The sequence below is a fragment of the Halomonas jincaotanensis genome (assembly GCF_018448785.1).
Taxonomy (GTDB): Bacteria; Pseudomonadota; Gammaproteobacteria; order Pseudomonadales; family Halomonadaceae; genus Halomonas; species Halomonas jincaotanensis.
This window is the reverse complement of sequence record NZ_JAHCLU010000013.1, coordinates 1-17454: the sequence shown is the minus strand read 5'-3', so window position 1 is coordinate 17454 and position 17454 is coordinate 1. Positions and strand designations below refer to the sequence as shown.

16 protein-coding genes are annotated in these 17454 nt (G+C 60.7%); 8 read left to right on the top strand and 8 right to left on the bottom strand.

Annotated elements, in window-relative coordinates:
* Nucleotides 1–39 precede the first annotated feature (39 nt).
* The 4 genes from hflD to KG088_RS12450 all read right to left on the bottom strand — a co-directional run bounded on the left by hflD (nucleotide 40) and on the right by KG088_RS12450 (nucleotide 2965).
* A complete protein-coding gene (hflD, locus tag KG088_RS12465; RefSeq protein ID WP_213825861.1) occupies nucleotides 40–681 on the bottom strand; it encodes a high frequency lysogenization protein HflD in 642 nt (213 codons plus the stop codon).
* Nucleotides 678–1808: a tRNA 2-thiouridine(34) synthase MnmA gene (gene mnmA / locus KG088_RS12460; RefSeq protein ID WP_213825860.1), complete on the bottom strand. Its 1131-nt coding sequence runs from the start codon at nucleotides 1806–1808 to the stop codon at nucleotides 678–680. Before mnmA ends, hflD begins: the two co-directional genes overlap by 4 nt.
* Nucleotides 1809–1880: 72 nt before the next feature.
* Complete coding sequence (locus KG088_RS12455) at nucleotides 1881–2330, bottom strand: NUDIX domain-containing protein (RefSeq protein ID WP_213825859.1); 450 nt, start codon at nucleotides 2328–2330, stop codon at nucleotides 1881–1883.
* Entirely contained in the window at nucleotides 2327–2965 is a 639-nt protein-coding gene (locus tag KG088_RS12450) for a pseudouridine synthase (RefSeq protein ID WP_213825858.1), read from the bottom strand. The genes KG088_RS12455 and KG088_RS12450 overlap by 4 nt, the downstream gene beginning before the upstream one ends.
* Nucleotides 2966–3083: 118 nt before the next feature.
* Between KG088_RS12450 and icd the strand changes: the two genes are divergently transcribed.
* From icd to clpA, 3 genes are all read left to right on the top strand, one after another.
* Nucleotides 3084–4340 carry an NADP-dependent isocitrate dehydrogenase gene (gene icd / locus KG088_RS12445; RefSeq protein ID WP_213825857.1) on the top strand — a complete coding sequence of 419 codons (1257 nt, stop codon included), beginning with the start codon at nucleotides 3084–3086 and terminating at the stop codon, nucleotides 4338–4340.
* A gap of 180 nt (nucleotides 4341–4520) precedes the next feature.
* Nucleotides 4521–4907, top strand: a complete 387-nt coding sequence (gene clpS / locus KG088_RS12440; protein WP_213825856.1) for an ATP-dependent Clp protease adapter ClpS — start codon at nucleotides 4521–4523, stop codon at nucleotides 4905–4907.
* A gap of 139 nt (nucleotides 4908–5046) precedes the next feature.
* Nucleotides 5047–7323, top strand: a complete 2277-nt coding sequence (gene clpA / locus KG088_RS12435) for an ATP-dependent Clp protease ATP-binding subunit ClpA (RefSeq protein WP_213825855.1) — start codon at nucleotides 5047–5049, stop codon at nucleotides 7321–7323.
* Between the two features lie 135 nt (nucleotides 7324–7458).
* On the opposite strand, the gene infA is transcribed toward clpA, so the two are convergent.
* The 3 genes from infA to aat form a co-directional block, all read right to left on the bottom strand.
* Entirely contained in the window at nucleotides 7459–7677 is a 219-nt protein-coding gene (gene infA / locus KG088_RS12430) for a translation initiation factor IF-1 (RefSeq protein ID WP_007111068.1), read from the bottom strand.
* Nucleotides 7678–7808: 131 nt separating this feature from the next.
* Nucleotides 7809–8546: an arginyltransferase gene (locus tag KG088_RS12425; RefSeq protein ID WP_213825854.1), complete on the bottom strand. Its 738-nt coding sequence runs from the start codon at nucleotides 8544–8546 to the stop codon at nucleotides 7809–7811.
* Complete coding sequence (gene aat / locus KG088_RS12420) at nucleotides 8543–9319, bottom strand: leucyl/phenylalanyl-tRNA--protein transferase (RefSeq protein WP_213825853.1); 777 nt, start codon at nucleotides 9317–9319, stop codon at nucleotides 8543–8545. Before aat ends, KG088_RS12425 begins: the two co-directional genes overlap by 4 nt.
* 186 nt (nucleotides 9320–9505) lie before the next feature.
* Here aat and KG088_RS12415 point away from each other — a divergent pair, with 186 nt between their 5' ends.
* Together KG088_RS12415 and lolA are read left to right on the top strand one after the other, a co-directional pair.
* Entirely contained in the window at nucleotides 9506–12586 is a 3081-nt protein-coding gene (locus tag KG088_RS12415; RefSeq protein ID WP_406565607.1) for a DNA translocase FtsK, read from the top strand.
* 121 nt (nucleotides 12587–12707) lie between these two features.
* Complete coding sequence (lolA, locus tag KG088_RS12410; RefSeq protein WP_213825852.1) at nucleotides 12708–13349, top strand: outer membrane lipoprotein chaperone LolA; 642 nt, start codon at nucleotides 12708–12710, stop codon at nucleotides 13347–13349.
* Between the two features lie 51 nt (nucleotides 13350–13400).
* On the opposite strand, the gene KG088_RS12405 is transcribed toward lolA, so the two are convergent.
* Nucleotides 13401–14795 (bottom strand): replication-associated recombination protein A, encoded by a 1395-nt coding sequence (locus KG088_RS12405; RefSeq protein WP_213825851.1) that lies wholly within the window; start codon nucleotides 14793–14795, stop codon nucleotides 13401–13403.
* A 241-nt stretch (nucleotides 14796–15036) separates the two neighbouring features.
* Here KG088_RS12405 and KG088_RS12400 point away from each other — a divergent pair, with 241 nt between their 5' ends.
* The 3 genes from KG088_RS12400 to KG088_RS12390 form a co-directional block, all read left to right on the top strand.
* Nucleotides 15037–15582 carry a hemerythrin domain-containing protein gene (locus KG088_RS12400; protein ID WP_213825998.1) on the top strand — a complete coding sequence of 182 codons (546 nt, stop codon included), beginning with the start codon at nucleotides 15037–15039 and terminating at the stop codon, nucleotides 15580–15582.
* Between the two features lie 177 nt (nucleotides 15583–15759).
* Nucleotides 15760–16548, top strand: coding sequence for a glutamate racemase (murI, locus tag KG088_RS12395; RefSeq protein ID WP_406565606.1), 789 nt, complete (start codon nucleotides 15760–15762; stop codon nucleotides 16546–16548).
* A gap of 157 nt (nucleotides 16549–16705) precedes the next feature.
* Nucleotides 16706–17454 (top strand): RNA-guided endonuclease InsQ/TnpB family protein (locus KG088_RS12390; RefSeq protein WP_213825850.1); only part of this gene is annotated, 749 nt, incomplete at its 3' end.

Sequence of the window (17454 nt, the reverse complement as noted above, 5' to 3'; positions counted from 1 at the left end):
TGGCATGCATTGGATTCCGAAACGGGTAAATAAAGGCGATCAGCCCAGTTGGTCGAGCGTCTTCTTGAGTGGGCCGCGCTGGACGACCAGCTTCCAGCGGCGACCGCCTTGCTGGTGCCACAGCAGGGCAAAGCGGATGCCGGCGAGCAGAATGGCGCGGACGCGCTCGGGCATCATGCGGGTCTGCAGGAGCGAGGGGTCACCCTGAACGACAATGCGCGTCTTGAAGGTGGAGACCGTTTTCTGATACGCCTCGCCGAGGCTGGCAATCACGTTCTCGTGGGTCTCGCCGAAATGTTCGGCCTGGCCCTGGATGCGTGTCAGGTGCTGGCCCAGCTCGTCCATCATGGCGTTATTGTTGCGTAGCTTGCTCATCAGCATCAGCAGCGAAAACCCGTAACGCAGCACGACTGGGTTGGCCTGGCGCCGGCCGACGACCATTTCGAGTACCTCGAGGCCACGGCGGAGGTTGTTGGGATGGCCGCCGTAGATCGCCTCGAAGCTTTCGGGGTTGGTGTCCAGAGTGGCATGGATCAGGGTCTCCCAGACGCGCTGTTCGACCTGACCGGTACGGGCCAATTCATCGACCAGACTGGCGGCCTGGAACACACCGGCCAAGGCCAGCGCCTGGCGCGCTACGGGAGTGGCCGGGGCGCGGTGGATGGGGGTGGAATCGCTCATGCGGCGAGCTCCTTGGCGTTCCAGGTTTGGCGGATCACTCCACCGCCTAAGCAGACGTCTGCGTCGTAGAGCACCAAGGACTGGCCGGGCGTGACGGCCCGCTGGGGATCTTTGAAATGAATCACCACGCCGCCGTCGTCGCGCGCCTGCATGTGACAGGGCACATCGTCCTGGCGATAGCGGGTTTTGGCCGAACAGCGAGCCTCGCGCGCCGGGGGAGCGCCGGCGACCCAGTCCACGGCTTCGGTGGCAAGCGAGTCGGTGTACAGAAGCGGGTGGTGCTTGCCCTGAACGGCGACCAGCACATTGCGCTCGAGATCCTTGGCGGCCACGTACCAGGGGGCGTCCAGGTAGTCGGCCACACCGCCAATGCCCAGGCCCTGACGCTGCCCCAGGGTGTAGTACATCAAGCCCTGATGCTCGCCGATGACGTCACCGTCGGGTGTCTCGATGCTCCCTGGCTGGGCCGGCAGGTACTGCTGCAGGAAATCTCGAAAACGCCGCTCGCCGATGAAGCAGATGCCGGTGGAATCCTTTTTTCTCGCCGTAATCAGGTCATGCTGCTCGGCGATGGCGCGCACGTCTGGTTTCTCCAGCTCGCCGACCGGAAAGAGGGTACGCGCGATGGCGGCCTCCGGCACGGCATGCAGGAAGTAGCTCTGATCCTTGTTGGCATCCAGGCCCTTGAGCAGGCGTGGCCGGAAGTTACCATCGAGTCGTCCGCGGACCTGTCCTTGGCGAACATAGTGGCCGGTTGCGATCTTCTCGGCACCGAGCATCTCGGCGTATTCCAGGAATACCTTGAACTTGATCTCGCGGTTACACAGGATGTCCGGGTTCGGCGTGCGCCCGGCCTGATACTCGGCGAGGAAATGCTCGAACACATTGTCCCAGTACTCGGCCGCGAAATTGGCGGTGTGCAATTTGATGCCAAGTTTCGCGCAGACGGCTTCGGCATCCGCCAAGTCGTTTTTGGCGGTGCAATACTCGGTGCCGTCGTCCTCGTCCCAGTTCTTCATGAACAGTCCTTCGACGTCGAAGCCCTGCTCAAGCAGCAGCAGCGCTGATACAGAGGAGTCGACACCGCCGGACATGCCGACAATCACCTTGCCTGGAGGGGCTGTCATGGGCGCTCTCAGATAACGTGAATCGTAAATGGACCAGAATTATACACGATGCAGGCTTCGCGCTTCGACCGGCTAGCGCTCGTGAATCACGTGCATGGGATAGAATTTACTAGCAAGGCTGTCACGGACGCGCCGCATTACCATGGGGCTTCTCAAGCGTCCCTGGCGTTCGAGCGCCTCGAGTTCTTCAAGCGTTAGCCAGTGGGTGGCGAGAATTCCCTTGTCGAGATCGTTGCCCAGGTGAGCCAAGGCCATGCCGAAGAAACCGTGGCTGTGAAACGTGTGGCCATCCGGTGTCTGGTAAACGTACATGCCCAGGTAGTCCGTTATGCCGACTTGCCAGGCCGTCTCCTCGCGTACTTCGCGCAGCGCTGCCTCGCGAATTCGCTCATCGGGTTCCAGGTGACCGGCTGGCTGATTGAACAGGGTGTGAGGACCGCCACGATCCTCCTCGACCATCAGAAAGCGGCCGGCGCGTTCCACAACGCAGGCCACGGTCACGTAGGGTTGCCAGCGTTTCATCGGCGCTCTCCATTGCGGCGTTTGGGACGCGGCGTTTTCGCCGGTGATCGTTTTGAATGAGCAGCGACAGGGCGCGGAACGTGAAGCACCTCGCGGCGCCACTCTCCAGGGGCCATGTCGTCGAGCTGCCAGGGGCCGATGGCGACGCGCACCAGGCGCAGCACAGGATGACCGACATGGGCCAGCATTCGGCGGACCTGTCGATTGCGCCCCTCTGTTAATGTCATTTCCAGCCACTGGGTTTCGGCATGGCGTTTCGGGTCCAGTGGCGGGTCGCGCTCGGCCAGTCCGCTGGTAGTCAGTCGTCGTATCTTGGTCGGCCGTGTTTGACCGTCTTTCAGGGTAACGCCATGCCGCAGGGTTTGCAGAGACGCATCGTCGGGACAGCCCTCGACCTGCAAGCGGTACACCTTAGGCTGCTTGTGACGTGGGTCGGCGATACGGTGAATCAACTGGCCGTCGTCTGACAGGAGCAGCAATCCCTCCGAGTCATAGTCGAGTCGACCGGCCGCATAGATGTTCGGTACCGTGATGATGTCAGCAAGGGTGGCGCGGGGCATCACTCCGGCGACAGAGTGGTCGGTGAACTGGGATAGCATATGATAAGGCTTATGCAGGAGGTAGAGCGAGCTCATTCGACCAAGGTCTTGCTACCATGGATTGTCGACAAATATCGGGTCAAGCCTACTCCGATCATGCGGGTAAATGCTATACTTCGCGCTCCACTGAACAGACCAGACAGGGGAGTTCTCAATGGGGTTCCAGAAAATCGTCGTGCCCGAAGGCGGCCACAAGATTACCGTCAACGCCGACAGCACCCTGAACGTGCCTGTTGATCCGATCATCCCGTACATTGAGGGAGATGGCATCGGTGTCGACGTGACGCCGGCCATGATGATCGCCATCAATGCAGCCGTGCAGAAGGCCTACAACGGCGAGCGCAAGATACACTGGATGGAGGTCTACGCCGGCGAGAAGTCCACCCAGATCTACGATGCCGACACCTGGCTGCCGGAAGAAACCCTGGAAGCGGTCAAGGATTACGTCGTCTCCATCAAGGGGCCGCTGACCACGCCAGTGGGTGGCGGTATCCGCTCCCTGAACGTCGCCCTGCGCCAGAAGCTCGACCTTTATGTTTGCCAGCGTCCGGTTCGCTGGTTCGAGGGCGTGCCGAGCCCGGTGAAGAAGCCTGGCGATGTGGATATGATTATCTTCCGCGAGAATTCCGAGGATATCTACGCCGGCATCGAGTGGAAGGCCGGTACCTCGGAAGCCGACAAGGTGATCAAGTTCCTGCGCGAGGAAATGGGCGTTACCAACATCCGTTTCCCCGAGAACTGCGGTATCGGTGTCAAGCCCGTTTCCGTCGAGGGCACCAAGCGTCTGGTCCGTCAGGCCCTGCAGTACACCATCGACAATGACCGCGAGTCGCTGACCCTGGTGCACAAGGGCAACATCATGAAATTCACCGAGGGTTCCTTCAAGGACTGGGGTTACGAACTCGCCAAGGAGGAGTTTGGTGCCGAGTTACTCGATGGCGGCCCTTGGATGACCTTCAAGAACCCCAGGACCGGTAAGAATATCGTGGTCAAGGACGTGATCGCCGATGCCATGTTGCAGCAAATACTGCTGCGTCCAGCCGAATATGACGTGATTGCTACCCTGAACCTCAACGGGGACTACATCTCCGATGCCCTGGCAGCAGAAGTGGGCGGCATCGGCATCGCCCCGGGCGCCAACCTGTCCGATTCCGTGGCCATGTTCGAGGCCACGCACGGTACGGCACCCAAGTACGCCGGCCAGGACAAGGTCAATCCCGGGTCACTTATCCTCTCTGCGGAGATGATGCTGCGTCATATGGGCTGGGTCGAAGCCGCCGATCTGGTGCTCAAGGGTATGGAGAAGGCCATCTCCAAGGGTGAGGTCACCTATGACTTCCATCGCCAGATGGACGATGCCAAGCTTCTCAAGTGCTCCGAGTTCGGCCAGGCCGTCGCCGATAACATGTAATACATGGTATCGGCCCCGGGCCCCCGCTCGCCGCATGGCGGGTGGGGGCCTTTGCGTTGAAACCCCGTACGAATGAGTCGGGCACGAACGCGGGACGATGAACCCTGCCGCAATGATGGCGTCCAACTACAGTTGAGATGGTTATCGTCAGTCGGCTTGTCGAGATGGATAGTGGGCCTTATGTTAAAGACAGACGAACAGGCGTCGTGGGCAGTGCATGCGTCGCTCAACGCTGGTATGACGCGCCCCGGTGACCCCGGGGAGCAGAACGATGACGATCTGGCGGTACAGAACGCCGAGCCGGATCTGGCTCAGCCGCCACTGTATAAAGTGATATTGCACAACGACGATTTTACCCCCATGGAGTTCGTGGTTGAGGTGCTGCAGACCTTCTTCTACTTGGATAGTGAGGCCGCTGTGCAGGTAATGCTGACGGTTCATACACAAGGCAAGGCCACTTGCGGTATCTTTACTCACGACATTGCTGAAACCAAAAGCCATCAGGTCAATCAATATGCAAGAGAATGTCAGCATCCGTTACTCAGTGACATCGAGGAAGCGGACTGACCCCCGGACATGGTCGCTAGGGGTGAAAGCGATGCCGTTGGACGATGTAACTTGCAACGGCGGCGTTTGTACCCGATGTTGATGATGCCGGACCTTGATAGATCCGACGCAAGCCCTATGCGGCGAGAAGGGGACTGCCATGCTTAGCAAAGAACTTGAACTGACCCTGAATACAGCGTTCACCGTGGCGCGCTCCAAGCGGCACGAGTTCATGACTGTGGAGCATCTGCTGCTGGCGCTGCTGGATAACGCGTCCGCAGCAGATGTGCTGAGAGCCTGCGGGGCAAACCTCGACAAGCTTCGGTCTGATCTGCAGGATTTCATCAATTCCACCACGCCGCTGATCCCCGACGATCAGGGTGATCGCGAGACGCAGCCGACGCTGGGCTTCCAGCGTGTATTACAGCGTGCCGTATTCCATGTTCAGTCATCGGGCAAAAGTGAAGTGACCGGCGCCAACGTGCTGGTAGCCATCTTTTCCGAGCAGGAGAGTCAGGCGGTCTACTTCCTCAAGCAGCAGAACGTCGCGCGTGTTGATGCGGTCAACTACATCGCCCATGGCATTTCCAAGGTGGCGGGACATGGTCACAGTCAGTCCTCGCCCTCGGCGGAGGCAGAGGAATCGGAGGAGGCTAGCAGCGACAACAGCACGAATCCGTTGACAGGTTTCGCCACCAATCTCAACGAGCAGGCACGTCTGGGCAAGATCGATCCGTTGATCGGCCGCGACCGAGAATTGGAACGCGTAGTGCAGATCCTTGCCCGTCGTCGCAAGAACAATCCATTGCTGGTTGGTGAGGCTGGCGTGGGCAAGACGGCCATCGCCGAGGGGCTGGCCAAGCGCATCGTCGAGGAGGATGTCCCCGAGGTCATCGGTGATGCCGTGGTCTATTCGCTCGACATGGGTGCGCTTCTGGCCGGCACCAAATATCGTGGCGATTTCGAAAAGCGCCTCAAGAGCCTGCTGGCGGAGTTGCGCAAGCAGCCCAATGCCGTGCTGTTCATTGACGAGATCCATACTGTGATAGGTGCCGGCGCAGCGTCCGGCGGCGTGATGGACGCCTCCAACCTCCTCAAACCGATGCTTTCTTCGGGCGAACTGCGCTGTATCGGTTCCACGACATTCCAGGAATATCGGGGTATCTTCGAGAAGGATCGCGCGCTGGCTCGGCGCTTCCAGAAGGTTGACGTACCGGCGCCTTCGGTAGATGACACCATCCGTATCCTCAAGGGGCTGCGCTCGCGCTTCGAGGAGCATCATCAGCTCAAGTACACGGATGCGGCGCTGGAGAGTGCTGCGCGTCTCGCGGATCGGTACATCAATGACCGACACCTGCCCGATAAGGCCATCGATGTGATCGATGAAGCCGGAGCGCACCAGCGCTTGTTGCCGATGGAGGTGCGCGTCGAGACTATCGATGTGGATCAGGTCGAGGCCGTCGTGGCGTCCATCGCCAGGATTCCACCAAAGAGTGTCTCGAGCTCGGATCGCAAGCTGCTGGCCAACATCGATCGCGACCTGAAGATGCTGGTGTTCGGCCAGGACGAGGCCATCGACAGCCTGTCGGCAGCGATCAAGCTTTCTCGGGCTGGTCTCAAGTCGCCGGATAAGCCGGTGGGCAGCTTCCTGTTCGCTGGCCCTACTGGTGTGGGTAAGACCGAAGTGGCCCGGCAACTCTCGCATATCATGGGCATCGAACTGGTGCGTTTCGACATGTCCGAGTACATGGAGCGCCACACCGTATCGCGGCTGATCGGTGCGCCTCCCGGCTACGTCGGCTACGACCAGGGCGGCCTGCTGACCGAAGCGATCACCAAGCAGCCCCACTGCGTGCTGCTGCTCGACGAAATCGAGAAGGCGCATCCTGAGGTTTTCAACCTGCTTCTGCAGGTTATGGACCACGGCCGTCTCACCGATAACAACGGCCGCGAGGCGGACTTCCGCCACGTGATCCTGATCATGACCTCCAATGCCGGGGTCGAGCAGGCCACGCGGCGCTCCATCGGCTTCCAGCATCAGGATCACTCCACCGATGCCATGGAGGTTATCCGCAAGACCTTTACGCCGGAGTTCCGCAATCGCCTGGACGGCATCATCCAGTTCCACTCTCTGCCCACTTCAGTTGTGCGCAGCGTGGTGGACAAGTTCCTTGTCGAGCTACAGGCCCAGCTTGACGAGAAGCGCGTGCAACTCGACGTGGACGAAGCCGCTCGGGATCTGTTGGCAGAGAGGGGTTACGACCCCGATATGGGGGCTCGGCCGATGGCCCGCCTGATTCAGGAAAAGCTCAAGAAACCGTTGGCCGAGATGATTCTTTTCGGCGAACTTTCCGAGCATGGTGGTGTGGTGCATGTCAGTGTCGAGGAGGGGGAGTTACACCTTTCCACCGAAGCGGAGATGGCCGACGCTCCCTGAGTAGGCAGTCTCTAGGCGGCGACCAGAAAACAGCGCCTCGTCTTCGGACGGGGCGTTGCCTTGTATGTCAGGCGCTGTGCACGGCATAGGCCGAGCGAGTGGGGGGTGAAGGCGGCCAGGCGCGCCGCCTGCCGCTCAGCGAGAGCGGTAGACGATGCGGCCTTTCGACAGGTCATAGGGAGTCAGCTCGACCTTGACCTTGTCACCCGTGAGGATGCGAATGTAGTTTTTGCGCATCTTGCCCGAGATATGGGCCGTCACCACGTGGCCGTTTTCCAGCTCTACGCGAAACATGGTGTTGGGAAGGGTATCAACGATGACGCCTTCCATTTCGATATGATCTTCACGTGCCATATAGGCGGTCCCTCGTGGATGAGAATAATGAATCGGATCGGTGCGAGAGCCTGGGCTCGCCAACTTGCCGATACAATAGCGCGGTATTGTGCCGCATGCGGGGCGTCAAGGCAAAAAAGCAGCGCGAAGAATTATGTGGGGATCAGGCGACGCCAACGGCTGCCATCCAGCATCTCCAGAGGACGAAAGGCTTGTTTATAATTCATTTTCCTGGATTCTCGAATCCAGTAGCCGAGATAGACATGTGGCATGTGCTGCTCACGGGCTCGCTCAATCAATGACAGGACAGCCAAGGTGCCAAGCGAACGGCGATCCATGGTGTCGTCAGGATCGAAGAACGTATAGATAGCCGACAGGCCATGCTCGAGCTGATCGAAGGCTGCCACCGCCACCAGTCTTTTACCCAGGCGGAATTCGAGAAGTCGCGCATAAGGCTGGTTGAGGGTCAGAAAGGTCCGATATTGTTCGTGACTCGGGGGGAACATATCGCCATCAGCGTGTCGAGCACGGATATAACGAGAGTAGAGTGAGTAATGCTCCGGGTCGAAAATCGCCGGCCGGGTACGCAGGGTAATATCGGTATTTCGCGCTATCACCTTGCGCTGGTTGCGGCTCGCGGTGAAGTCATCCACAGGGATTCGCACCGAGATGCAGGCGCTGCACCCCTCACAATGAGGGCGATAGAGGTGACGTCCGCTACGACGAAAGCCCAGCAGCGCCAGCGCATCATAAACGCCTTGCCCAGGCGCTTCCTGAGGGTCAAGAAACAACGTGGTAGCTTCGCGTCCCTGCAAGTAGCTGCAGCCATGCGGCACAGTAAGAAAGAACCGCAGGTCACGTACCGGCTGCCGCGGGGTGTTGCTGCTCACGACGGCTTTCTCCCTGAAGTCGACTCTTGCGCGCTGCCAATGCTTGCGAATGACCAGGTCGGTGGGATGACGCCAGGTCCGGTTGCCCCGTCTGATGGCAGCTCGCCCGGCCAATTCTCATCGCCTAGCCACTTTTTAAGATAGCCGATGAACTCGGCCCGAGCGATACCCCGAGCTCCCAGACTGGCAAGATGTGAGGTGTGCATTTGACAATCGATCAATTTACCGCCCCCACCCTGCATGGCATCGGTTAGATGCATCAAGGCGATCTTCGAGGCATCGGGTTGATGTGAGAACATCGATTCACCAAAGAACACAGGTCCCATGGCGATGCCGTAAAGGCCGCCGATCAGGCGGCCATCATGCCATACCTCCACAGAGTGAGCTGCACCCAAGGCGTGCAACTGCTCGTATGCCTTGCTCATTTCGGCGGTGATCCAGGTGCCGGGCTGGCCAGGCCTTGGGGCGGCACAAGCGGCGACCACGTGAGGAAAGGCGCGGTCGGCACTGACGCGAAAGCCTCCATTACGGGCTCGCTTGGCGAGGCTGCGCCGTACTCGCATTTCACTGGGAAACAGGACCATGCGCGGATCCGGGCTCCACCAGAGGATCGGTTGGTCGTCGCCATACCAGGGAAAGATGCCGCGTCGGTAAGCGGCGAGCAGCCAGGCTGGACTCAAGTCGCCTCCGGCGGCGAGAAGACCATCCGGGTCGCGTAGCGCGAGCTCCACGGGGGGGAAGATGACGGGGTAGTCGGCGAGCCAGGGCAGCATTCAGGAGTGGCTTCATTACGAGCGTGAACGCTAGTGTGACGCCCGCTGCAGCATAGCTCAAGCTGATACTAGTCCGCGAAGACCCTGTGATGCCATGCCCTTGCTGGGTATGATTAGTGTGATGTAAACGTAATACGTCACAGGTGGCGTAAGGGGAATTGACGATTGAGTGCCAATGACAAGTCCTTGCCACGGCGAGTGAACACGGCAAATGCAAAGGAAACGGCGAAACGTTTCGGCCTGCGCTTGCAAGGGGCAGCAGGGGAAGGGGTGGCCATTGTGCTCCTCGCGCTTTGCGTCTTTCTTCTGTTGGCGTTCTATTCGTTCCAGCCCGGCGACCCTGGCTGGACGCAAACGGGCCCGGAAACGAGTGTCGCTAACTGGATGGGTCCCATCGGCGCCTGGATCGCCGACGTGCTTTATTCCTTGTTCGGTGTCAGTGCGCTCTGGTGGCCAGGAATGCTGGGGTTCGCTGCCTGGCGTTTGCTCCGCTCTCGCCAGGTGCATCTTGCCTGGGACAGCACGGCTCTGGCCGTGAGAACCGGTGGGCTCGTGCTGTTGCTGTTGGGAACCACGACCCTTGGCGCACTGCATTTCTATCATCCCGACAGTGTGCTGCCCTACTCATCGGGGGGCATTCTTGGTGAGGGCCTGGTTGGTGCTCTGGTGCCTCTGGTGGGTATCGGCGGCACCGGCCTGCTGGCGCTGGCGGCGATGCTGTGCGGCTTTCCCCTCTTCGGTGGCACATCATGGCTCACCGTAATGGATGAGCTGGGCCTGCGTGCCTTGCGCCTGTGGCACTGGATTGTCGATAGCTTTGGGTTGGTGTGCGAGCGGCGCAGTGAACGCAGCGACAAGGCCAGCAATACGCGGGTCTCTTCATCGGCGCAGGCAGAGCCTGTCACATCCCCGGCCCATGAGGCGGAATCCCCCACCGGTTCTCGCTGGTGGCGGCGTCTGCTGCCCGGGGCGCGCCGCGCAACTGACCCCGCACAGGCGACCGAGGGGTCGGTGCGTCGTGAGCCAGGCTTCGGTAACGACGGCAAGACCGATATTCCCTGGGATGTGCCCGAGCATACCCCTTCGGCGAAAAGGCCCGAGGCAGCCTATACTGCTCAGCAGTCTCGGACATCGGCCCCCGCGCACGTGCAACAACCCACGTCGTCGCCGACGGCTGGCACGTCTGCCGCGCCGGTAAGGCCAGTCAGGTCGGAAAGCATAGCGGCGACAAAAAAATGGCCAGCCGCTTCAGTTCCCGGCCTTGCGCCGGAAACCGTCCCCGAGCCCGTGCTGTCAGATGATGACGAGGTGACGGAAGCCTGGCCTGGTCCCGCCTTGCGTGCGAGCCGTGACGATTACGCGGACCGGCAAATCTCCGACGCATCAATCGCCCCCGAGTCGCCTCGTGAATCACGCCAGTCACCGGAAGACGCAACGAGTCAGCGCAGGGTGTCTCCGTCGTGGTTTTCTTCGGATGCCTCGTCGGCAGCTACGGCCCATGAGGGCGAGCGCCGCGAGCCGACCTTGGCCGAGCCCTCAGCCGTCGACGGGGAGGACGCTGAGGCCGAGGGGGAATCACTGGCTGAGACGACGGGGGATGAAGCCTTCAGCCCGGCGGAGCCGTCGACGGAGCACAGCCCGCACCTGGCTACCGCAGAACAGGGTCGCGCCGCTGCCGACCAGCCCGATGGGCCGGCGCTGTGGACCGTCGAACACCTGCAGAGCCAACGACCCCAACTGGAAGGGTTACCCGAGCCCTCCGGTGAGTTGCCGAGCCTGCGTCTGTTAACGCCCCCGGAGGCCTACCAGCCCAACTACACCGATGCGCAGTTGACTGACATGGCTGAACTGCTGGAAGTCCGCCTGCGTGAGTACGGGGTCAAGGCCGAGGTGGTCGCCACTTGGCCTGGGCCGGTAATCACACGCTTTGAGATCAAGCCTGCGGCCGGGGTCAAGGTCTCCAAGATCAGCAACCTGGCCAAGGATCTGGCCCGTTCGCTGATGGTCAAGAGCGTGCGGGTAGTCGAGGTGATTCCTGGCCGGCCTACGGTGGGCATCGAAATTCCCAACCCCAAGCGCGCGATGATCCGTCTGCGCGAAGTCATCGACTCCGACCGCTATCAGCAAGAAGCCTCGGCACTGACCATGGCACTGGGCCAGGACATCGGTGGTGGCGCTGTAGTAGCCAATCTCGGCAAGATGCCCCACCTGCTGGTGGCCGGCACTACCGGCTCGGGCAAGTCGGTCGGGGTCAACGCCATGCTGATCTCGATGCTGCTCAAGGCAACGCCTAACGAACTGCGGTTGATCATGGTCGATCCCAAGATGCTCGAGCTGTCGGTCTACGACGGCATTCCGCACCTGCTGGCGCCGGTGGTCACCGACATGAAAGAGGCGGCCAATGCCTTGCGTTGGTGCGTGGCCGAAATGGAGCGCCGCTACAAGCTGATGGCCTCAATGGGTGTGCGCAATATCGCCGGCTTCAACGCCAAGCTGGACGAGGCCGAGCGGGCAGGCGCTCAAGTGGCCGACCCGTTATGGGAACCACAGCCCTGGGAGATGCACCAGTCACCGCCAGTGCTCGAAAAGCTGTCCTATATCGTCGTGGTGATCGACGAATTCGCCGATATGTTCATGATCGTCGGCAAGAAGGTCGAGGAGCTGATCGCGCGGCTGGCCCAGAAGGCGCGGGCCGCCGGTATTCACCTGATACTCGCTACCCAGCGTCCTTCCGTGGACGTGGTCACCGGCCTGATCAAGGCCAATATACCGACACGTATGGCGTTCCAGGTCTCCTCGCGGGTCGACTCGCGGACTATCCTGGATCAGGGCGGAGCCGAGAACCTGTTGGGGCATGGCGACATGCTCTATCTGCCGGCCGGTTCCGGAATGCCGACCCGCGTACACGGCGCCTTTGTCGATGACGACGAGGTCCACCGCATCGTGGAAGACTGGAAGCGTCGTGGCGAGCCGGAATATATCGAAGAGATCCTCTCGGGAGGCGTGTCGGCTGAGGCTCTCGTGGGCTTGGAAGCGGATGGGGCCGGAGATGGTGGCGATGCCGAACAGGACGCGCTGTATGACGAGGCGGTGCAATTCGTCACCGAGACGCGGCGAGCCTCGATTTCCGCGGTTCAAAGGCGCTTCAAAATCGGCTACAACCGTGCCGCTCGGCTCGTCGAAGCCATGGAAATGGCGGGCGTAGTCACCACCATGGGGACCAACGGCGCGCGTGAGGTGCTGGCGCCACCCCCGGTAAGCGGTTGATGGGCGTGATATTCAACCTTGCAGTAAAGATGGAAGCGACGGCGTCAATGCAACACGCCGGCGGTTTCCGGGTCCGAACGACAGGATTTCCTAGTGGGACCCGTCCAGGGAGACAGAGACGATGACAGTGAACAAGCCCCTCGCCGTATTGGCCATGACGCTCGCCATGCCGCTGACCGCCCTCGCCAGTGAAGGTGCCGAGCGCTTGACCCGGATGCTAGAGCCTCTCAAGACCTACGCAGCCGATTTTGAACAGCAGATTCTCGATGGCAGTGGTCAGCGTCTTCAGGAAGCCAATGGGCGCATGTGGCTATCACGCCCCGGGCGTTTTCGCTGGGAAGTGGACGCCCCTTACCAGCAGTTGGTGGTCTCCGACGGCGAACAAGTGATCGTCTATGACCCGGACCTCGAACAAGCCACGGTAAGGGAGCTGGATCATCGCGTGACCCACACCCCGGCGCTGCTGCTGTCGGGAAGTGCGGATGAACTGACCGAGAGCTACAACGTCTCGCGTTCGCAACGAGGCAACGCCGAGTCGTTCACGCTGATGCCCCGCGACCCAGATACGCTGTTCGAGGAACTCGAGATGACGTTCTATGGCGAACGGCTGGGTCTGCTGCAGATGACCGACAGCACCGGTCAGCGAACGGCCATCGAGTTCGATGAGGTGGAGCAGAATAGCGATATTCCCGACTCGCGTTTTGAGTTCGAGATCCCTGAGGGCACCGACGTGATTCGCGAGTCTGGCCAGGCTTCGCGATGACCCCCTAACCGCAGTCTCGTGATGTATGGCGATGAAGACCCCCGTTCACGCTTAAGGTGAGCCGGGGTCTTCGTTTGCAGGGTCTTTTTTTGCTGGGCCCTGGATGGAAGATGACTCGCCATCTGCCGCGGCATCCAACGCAGCGCGCCATTCCTGCATCTGCTTAAAGCGTTTCTCCTGTCCGTATTCGCTGGGGGTATAAAAGCGGGTGGCGGGAATGTCCTCAGGCCAGCAGTCGTGCGTGCGGCCGGCCGGATACGCGTCGGGCTCGTTGTGGGCATAACGATAGCCGTGCCCGTGCCCCAGGGATTCCATCAGCAGGGTAGGCGCGTTGCGCAGGTAGCCCGGCACCTCGAGACTGGGTTGATTGTCAACGAAGGTCTTGGCCTGTTTCCAGGCGCGATCGATGGCATTGCTCTTGGGCGCCACGGCGAGATGAATGGCCGCATGGGCAATGGCGCGCTGGCCCTCGTAATCCCCGAGGCGCAGGTAGGCATCCCAGGCTGACATGACCAGGGGCAAAGCTCGTGGATCAGCATTTCCGACGTCTTCGGACGCGATGGCGGCTAGCCGGCGTATCACGTCAAGGGGGTCCCCACCGCCCTGCATGAAGCGAGCCATATAAAGCAATGCGGCGTCGGGACGCGACGAGCGCACCGACTTGTGAATGGCCGACAGCAAGTCGTAGTAGTGATCCCCCTGCTTATCGAAGGCGCTTGCCTGATAGCCGATCACGTCTTTCAGCGCCTTGCGGGGCAGGTGCTCACCATCGCCCTGGGCGATGGCGAAGTCGCAGGCGGTCTCCAGAAGCCCCAGGGCACGCCGGGCATCGCCAGCTGCTGCGCGAGCCAGGGTGCCCAGCACCTCGTCGTCAACCTCAATCCGACGCTTGCCGAGGCCACGCTCGGGGTCGGTCAGGGCGCGGCGCAAGATTTCCACCAGTTCATCCTCGGAGAGCAAGGTCAGGACATGGACCCTTGCCCGGGAAAGCAGTGCCGAGTTGACCTCGAAAGAGGGGTTCTCGGTAGTTGCCCCGATCAGCGTCAGCAGTCCCGATTCCACATGAGGCAGCAAGGCGTCCTGCTGGCTCTTGTTGAGCCGGTGGATCTCATCGAGAAACAGCAGTGTGGGGTGTTGCTGGCTCTGGCGAACGCGCGCGCGCTCCACGGCTGCGCGGATCTCTTTCACCCCGGCCATGACCGCCGACAGGTGCTCCAGATGGGCGCCAGACTCTGCTGCGAGGATCTCGGCAAGCGTCGTCTTGCCGGTTCCGGGTGGCCCCCAGAGAATCATCGAGCGTACGATGCGACTCTCGGCCATGCGACGCAGCGGTTTGCCTGGCCCCACCAGCGCCTGTTGACCGACGTAGTCGTTTAGCTGGCGAGGTCGCATGCGATAGGCGAGTGGGGCATCCTCGCCAAACGTGGCCGGGGAAAAAAGATCCATTGTCTGACTCCTTGACGACGGGCTGCTAAATTGAAAACTGTTGAATCGGTAATACGACCTTGGGACAGAGGCAGTATTCGCCGCAAGGCGCTAGTTTGAGATGATCCGGTTATCTTGGTTGCCGGGGGTGAGCCGGTGCGGCAATGTAATCCATGATCCGATGAACACCGACATCGTTGGCGCGTCCAATGGGGGTGCCTTCGTTACCACTTGCCGAATTACAGGAGGCCACGACATGGCGATGCTGACCCAATTACGCCTGGATCATGCCAATATGGCGCGTATTCTGCACGTCCTGCAGCTGAAGCAGAAGACGCTTGATCAGGGCGAGCGTCCCAATTTCCAGTTGGTCAGGGAGGTCGTCGATTACATTCTCGATTACATGGACGGATTTACCATGCCGCTTGAGCGCGTTTGCGCCGAGCAGCTAAGGGGGGTCGCACCCCATAGCGTCGAGATAACCGAACAGTTGGCCAATGATTACCGGCAATTGCAGACACGTCTCAAGCGACTCTCCAACGATATCGACATGATCCTCATGGATGCGGTGATACCGATGGATCGTTTCTCCGAGGATCTCAAGGCCTATCTGGATAGCCACCGTGCCTATCTACGCGATGAGCGCGAACTGCTCTTTCCATTGATTCGGGAGCACTTCGACGATGCAGCATTGGATGAGCTGGCTGATGCCCTGCCCGAAGGTGCCACCGCCAAGTTGGAGCGCTTGCAGGAGGCATATCCGGAGCTCTATGCAGAGCTCCGCGAGGCCCCGGAACCGCCAGTCTGAAGGGTTTTAAGGTAGAATCGCGCTCCCTGGCCATCAGTCACTGTATTCGAGCATGCTCAGCCGCTGTACTTACAAGATAAAGACAAATGCCGAATGGGACGCCATGACGTCGGGTCACTGGCCTGAGAAGGCCTCATCGCGGCATATTGCTTCAGCATCGGCGCCGGCGAGAGAGGATTGGCGATCTTGACCGCGGGTCCGATACTGGTCTTCGATTCCGGCGTGGGAGGGCTATCCGTCGTCGGCGCTTTGCGTCGTCGCCTTCCAGAAGCCTCTCTGGCCTACGCCTGCGACAATGCCATGATGCCCTATGGCCGACGCGAGGACAGCTGGCTGATACCGCGCATTCTGGCCGTGTGTGAGGCGGCATTTGCCGTCAGTGATTGCTCGGCACTAGTGCTTGCCTGCAACACGGCCAGCACCCTGGCCTTGGCACCGTTGAGAGCCAGTCTCAGCGTGCCGGTGATCGGGACGGTACCGGCCATCAAGCCTGCGGCGCGCCTAAGCCAGTCACGCCATATCGGCCTGTTGGCCACCAGCGCCACGATATCCCGCCCTTATACCCTCCAGCTGATACACGACTTTGCTGCCGATTGTCGCGTCACTCGTGTTGCCGCCGACGCCCTTGTGGTCCAGGCGGAGCGCTGGCTCGCCGGTGAGTCAGTGGATGCCGCAGTGATTCGCGACGCACTGGCGCCCTTGTGGATCGAACCCGACCTGGACGTGGTCGTGCTGGGCTGCACACACTTTCCTTTGCTGAAGGACTTCCTGGTGGACGCCTCGCCGAAGGGTGTCAACTGGATCGACTCCGGTGAAGCCATCGCCCGGCGTGTTGCCGAGGTCGTGCCCAATGCCTCACGCGGGCTTGTCCCCGGGGCCAGTTTTGTCACTGGCTACGACGCTCGGTTGACAGCGAGCTTGGCTGCCTATGGCTTCGCCGAACCGCGGAGGCTTAACATCAATTAATGGTCAACGGTCTCGTTGTTGTCGTTGCCTTCGTCCGTTCGTTGTCTTTCATTACCAAACAGCGCGTAAAGCATCGCCCACTCGGGCGGGTGATATAAGCGCGCACCGCGAAGCGGTGCCAGTTGATATAGACACCAACCCCTGATATTTTTCCAGTATGACGAAACGTGCCTACAAGGAACGCTTTTATCCTACGCCTGAGCAGGCCGAGCTTCTGGCACAGTCGTTCGGCTCTGCCCGTTTCATTTGGAACAACTCATTAGCGTTTCGTACTGAGGCCTTTCAGCAGCGCGGCGAGTCGGTGTCGCATGCGGCAGTGGAAAAGCGGCTAGTGGCGCTGAAAGCTGCGTATCCCTGGCTTGCCGATGTGTCCAGCGTGATCCTGCAACAAACCCCGCGTGACCAGAAAGCCGCCTTCGACAACTTCTTCAACCCCAAGCTCAGGGCGCGCTATCCGCGTTTCAAGCGCAAGGATGGCCGACAGTCGATCCGCCTGACGAAGGCCGCGTTTCGCTACCGGGATGGCGAGATCACCATCGCCAAGTCGAACGTCCCCTTGCCGATCCGCTGGAGCCGCCCGTTGCCCGGCCCGCCTTCCAGCATCACGATTTCAAGGGATCGTGCAGGGCGTTATTTCATCAGTTGCCTGTGCGAGTTCTCGCCAGAGGCGCTGCCGATTACGCCGAAGATGACCGGTATTGACCTGGGGCTGACCGACCTGTTCATCACCAGCGACGGGGCAACATCCGGCAACCCGCGCCACCTGAAACGCGACGAAGCCAAGCTGGCCTACCTTCAGCGCCGGCTGGCCAAGAAGCAAAAAGGCTCAAAGAATCGCGCCAAGGCCAAGCAACGCGTGGCGCGCCTGCATGCCAGGATCGCGGACTGCCGCCGCGATGCGATCCA

What these genes read in the sequence shown, in the direction of transcription:
- hflD (WP_213825861.1), bottom strand. Translation starts at nt 681, where the DNA reads ATGAGCGATTCCACCCCCATCCACCGCGCCCCGGCCACTCCCGTAGCG.
- mnmA (WP_213825860.1), bottom strand. Translation starts at nt 1,808, where the DNA reads ATGACAGCCCCTCCAGGCAAGGTGATTGTCGGCATGTCCGGCGGTGTC.
- KG088_RS12455 (WP_213825859.1), bottom strand. Translation starts at nt 2,330, where the DNA reads ATGAAACGCTGGCAACCCTACGTGACCGTGGCCTGCGTTGTGGAACGC.
- KG088_RS12450 (WP_213825858.1), bottom strand. Translation starts at nt 2,965, where the DNA reads ATGAGCTCGCTCTACCTCCTGCATAAGCCTTATCATATGCTATCCCAG.
- icd (WP_213825857.1), top strand. Translation starts at nt 3,084, where the DNA reads ATGGGGTTCCAGAAAATCGTCGTGCCCGAAGGCGGCCACAAGATTACC.
- clpS (WP_213825856.1), top strand. Translation starts at nt 4,521, where the DNA reads ATGTTAAAGACAGACGAACAGGCGTCGTGGGCAGTGCATGCGTCGCTC.
- clpA (WP_213825855.1), top strand. Translation starts at nt 5,047, where the DNA reads ATGCTTAGCAAAGAACTTGAACTGACCCTGAATACAGCGTTCACCGTG.
- infA (WP_007111068.1), bottom strand. Translation starts at nt 7,677, where the DNA reads ATGGCACGTGAAGATCATATCGAAATGGAAGGCGTCATCGTTGATACC.
- aat (WP_213825853.1), bottom strand. Translation starts at nt 9,319, where the DNA reads ATGCTGCCCTGGCTCGCCGACTACCCCGTCATCTTCCCCCCCGTGGAG.
- lolA (WP_213825852.1), top strand. Translation starts at nt 12,708, where the DNA reads ATGACAGTGAACAAGCCCCTCGCCGTATTGGCCATGACGCTCGCCATG.
- KG088_RS12405 (WP_213825851.1), bottom strand. Translation starts at nt 14,795, where the DNA reads ATGGATCTTTTTTCCCCGGCCACGTTTGGCGAGGATGCCCCACTCGCC.
- KG088_RS12400 (WP_213825998.1), top strand. Translation starts at nt 15,037, where the DNA reads ATGCTGACCCAATTACGCCTGGATCATGCCAATATGGCGCGTATTCTG.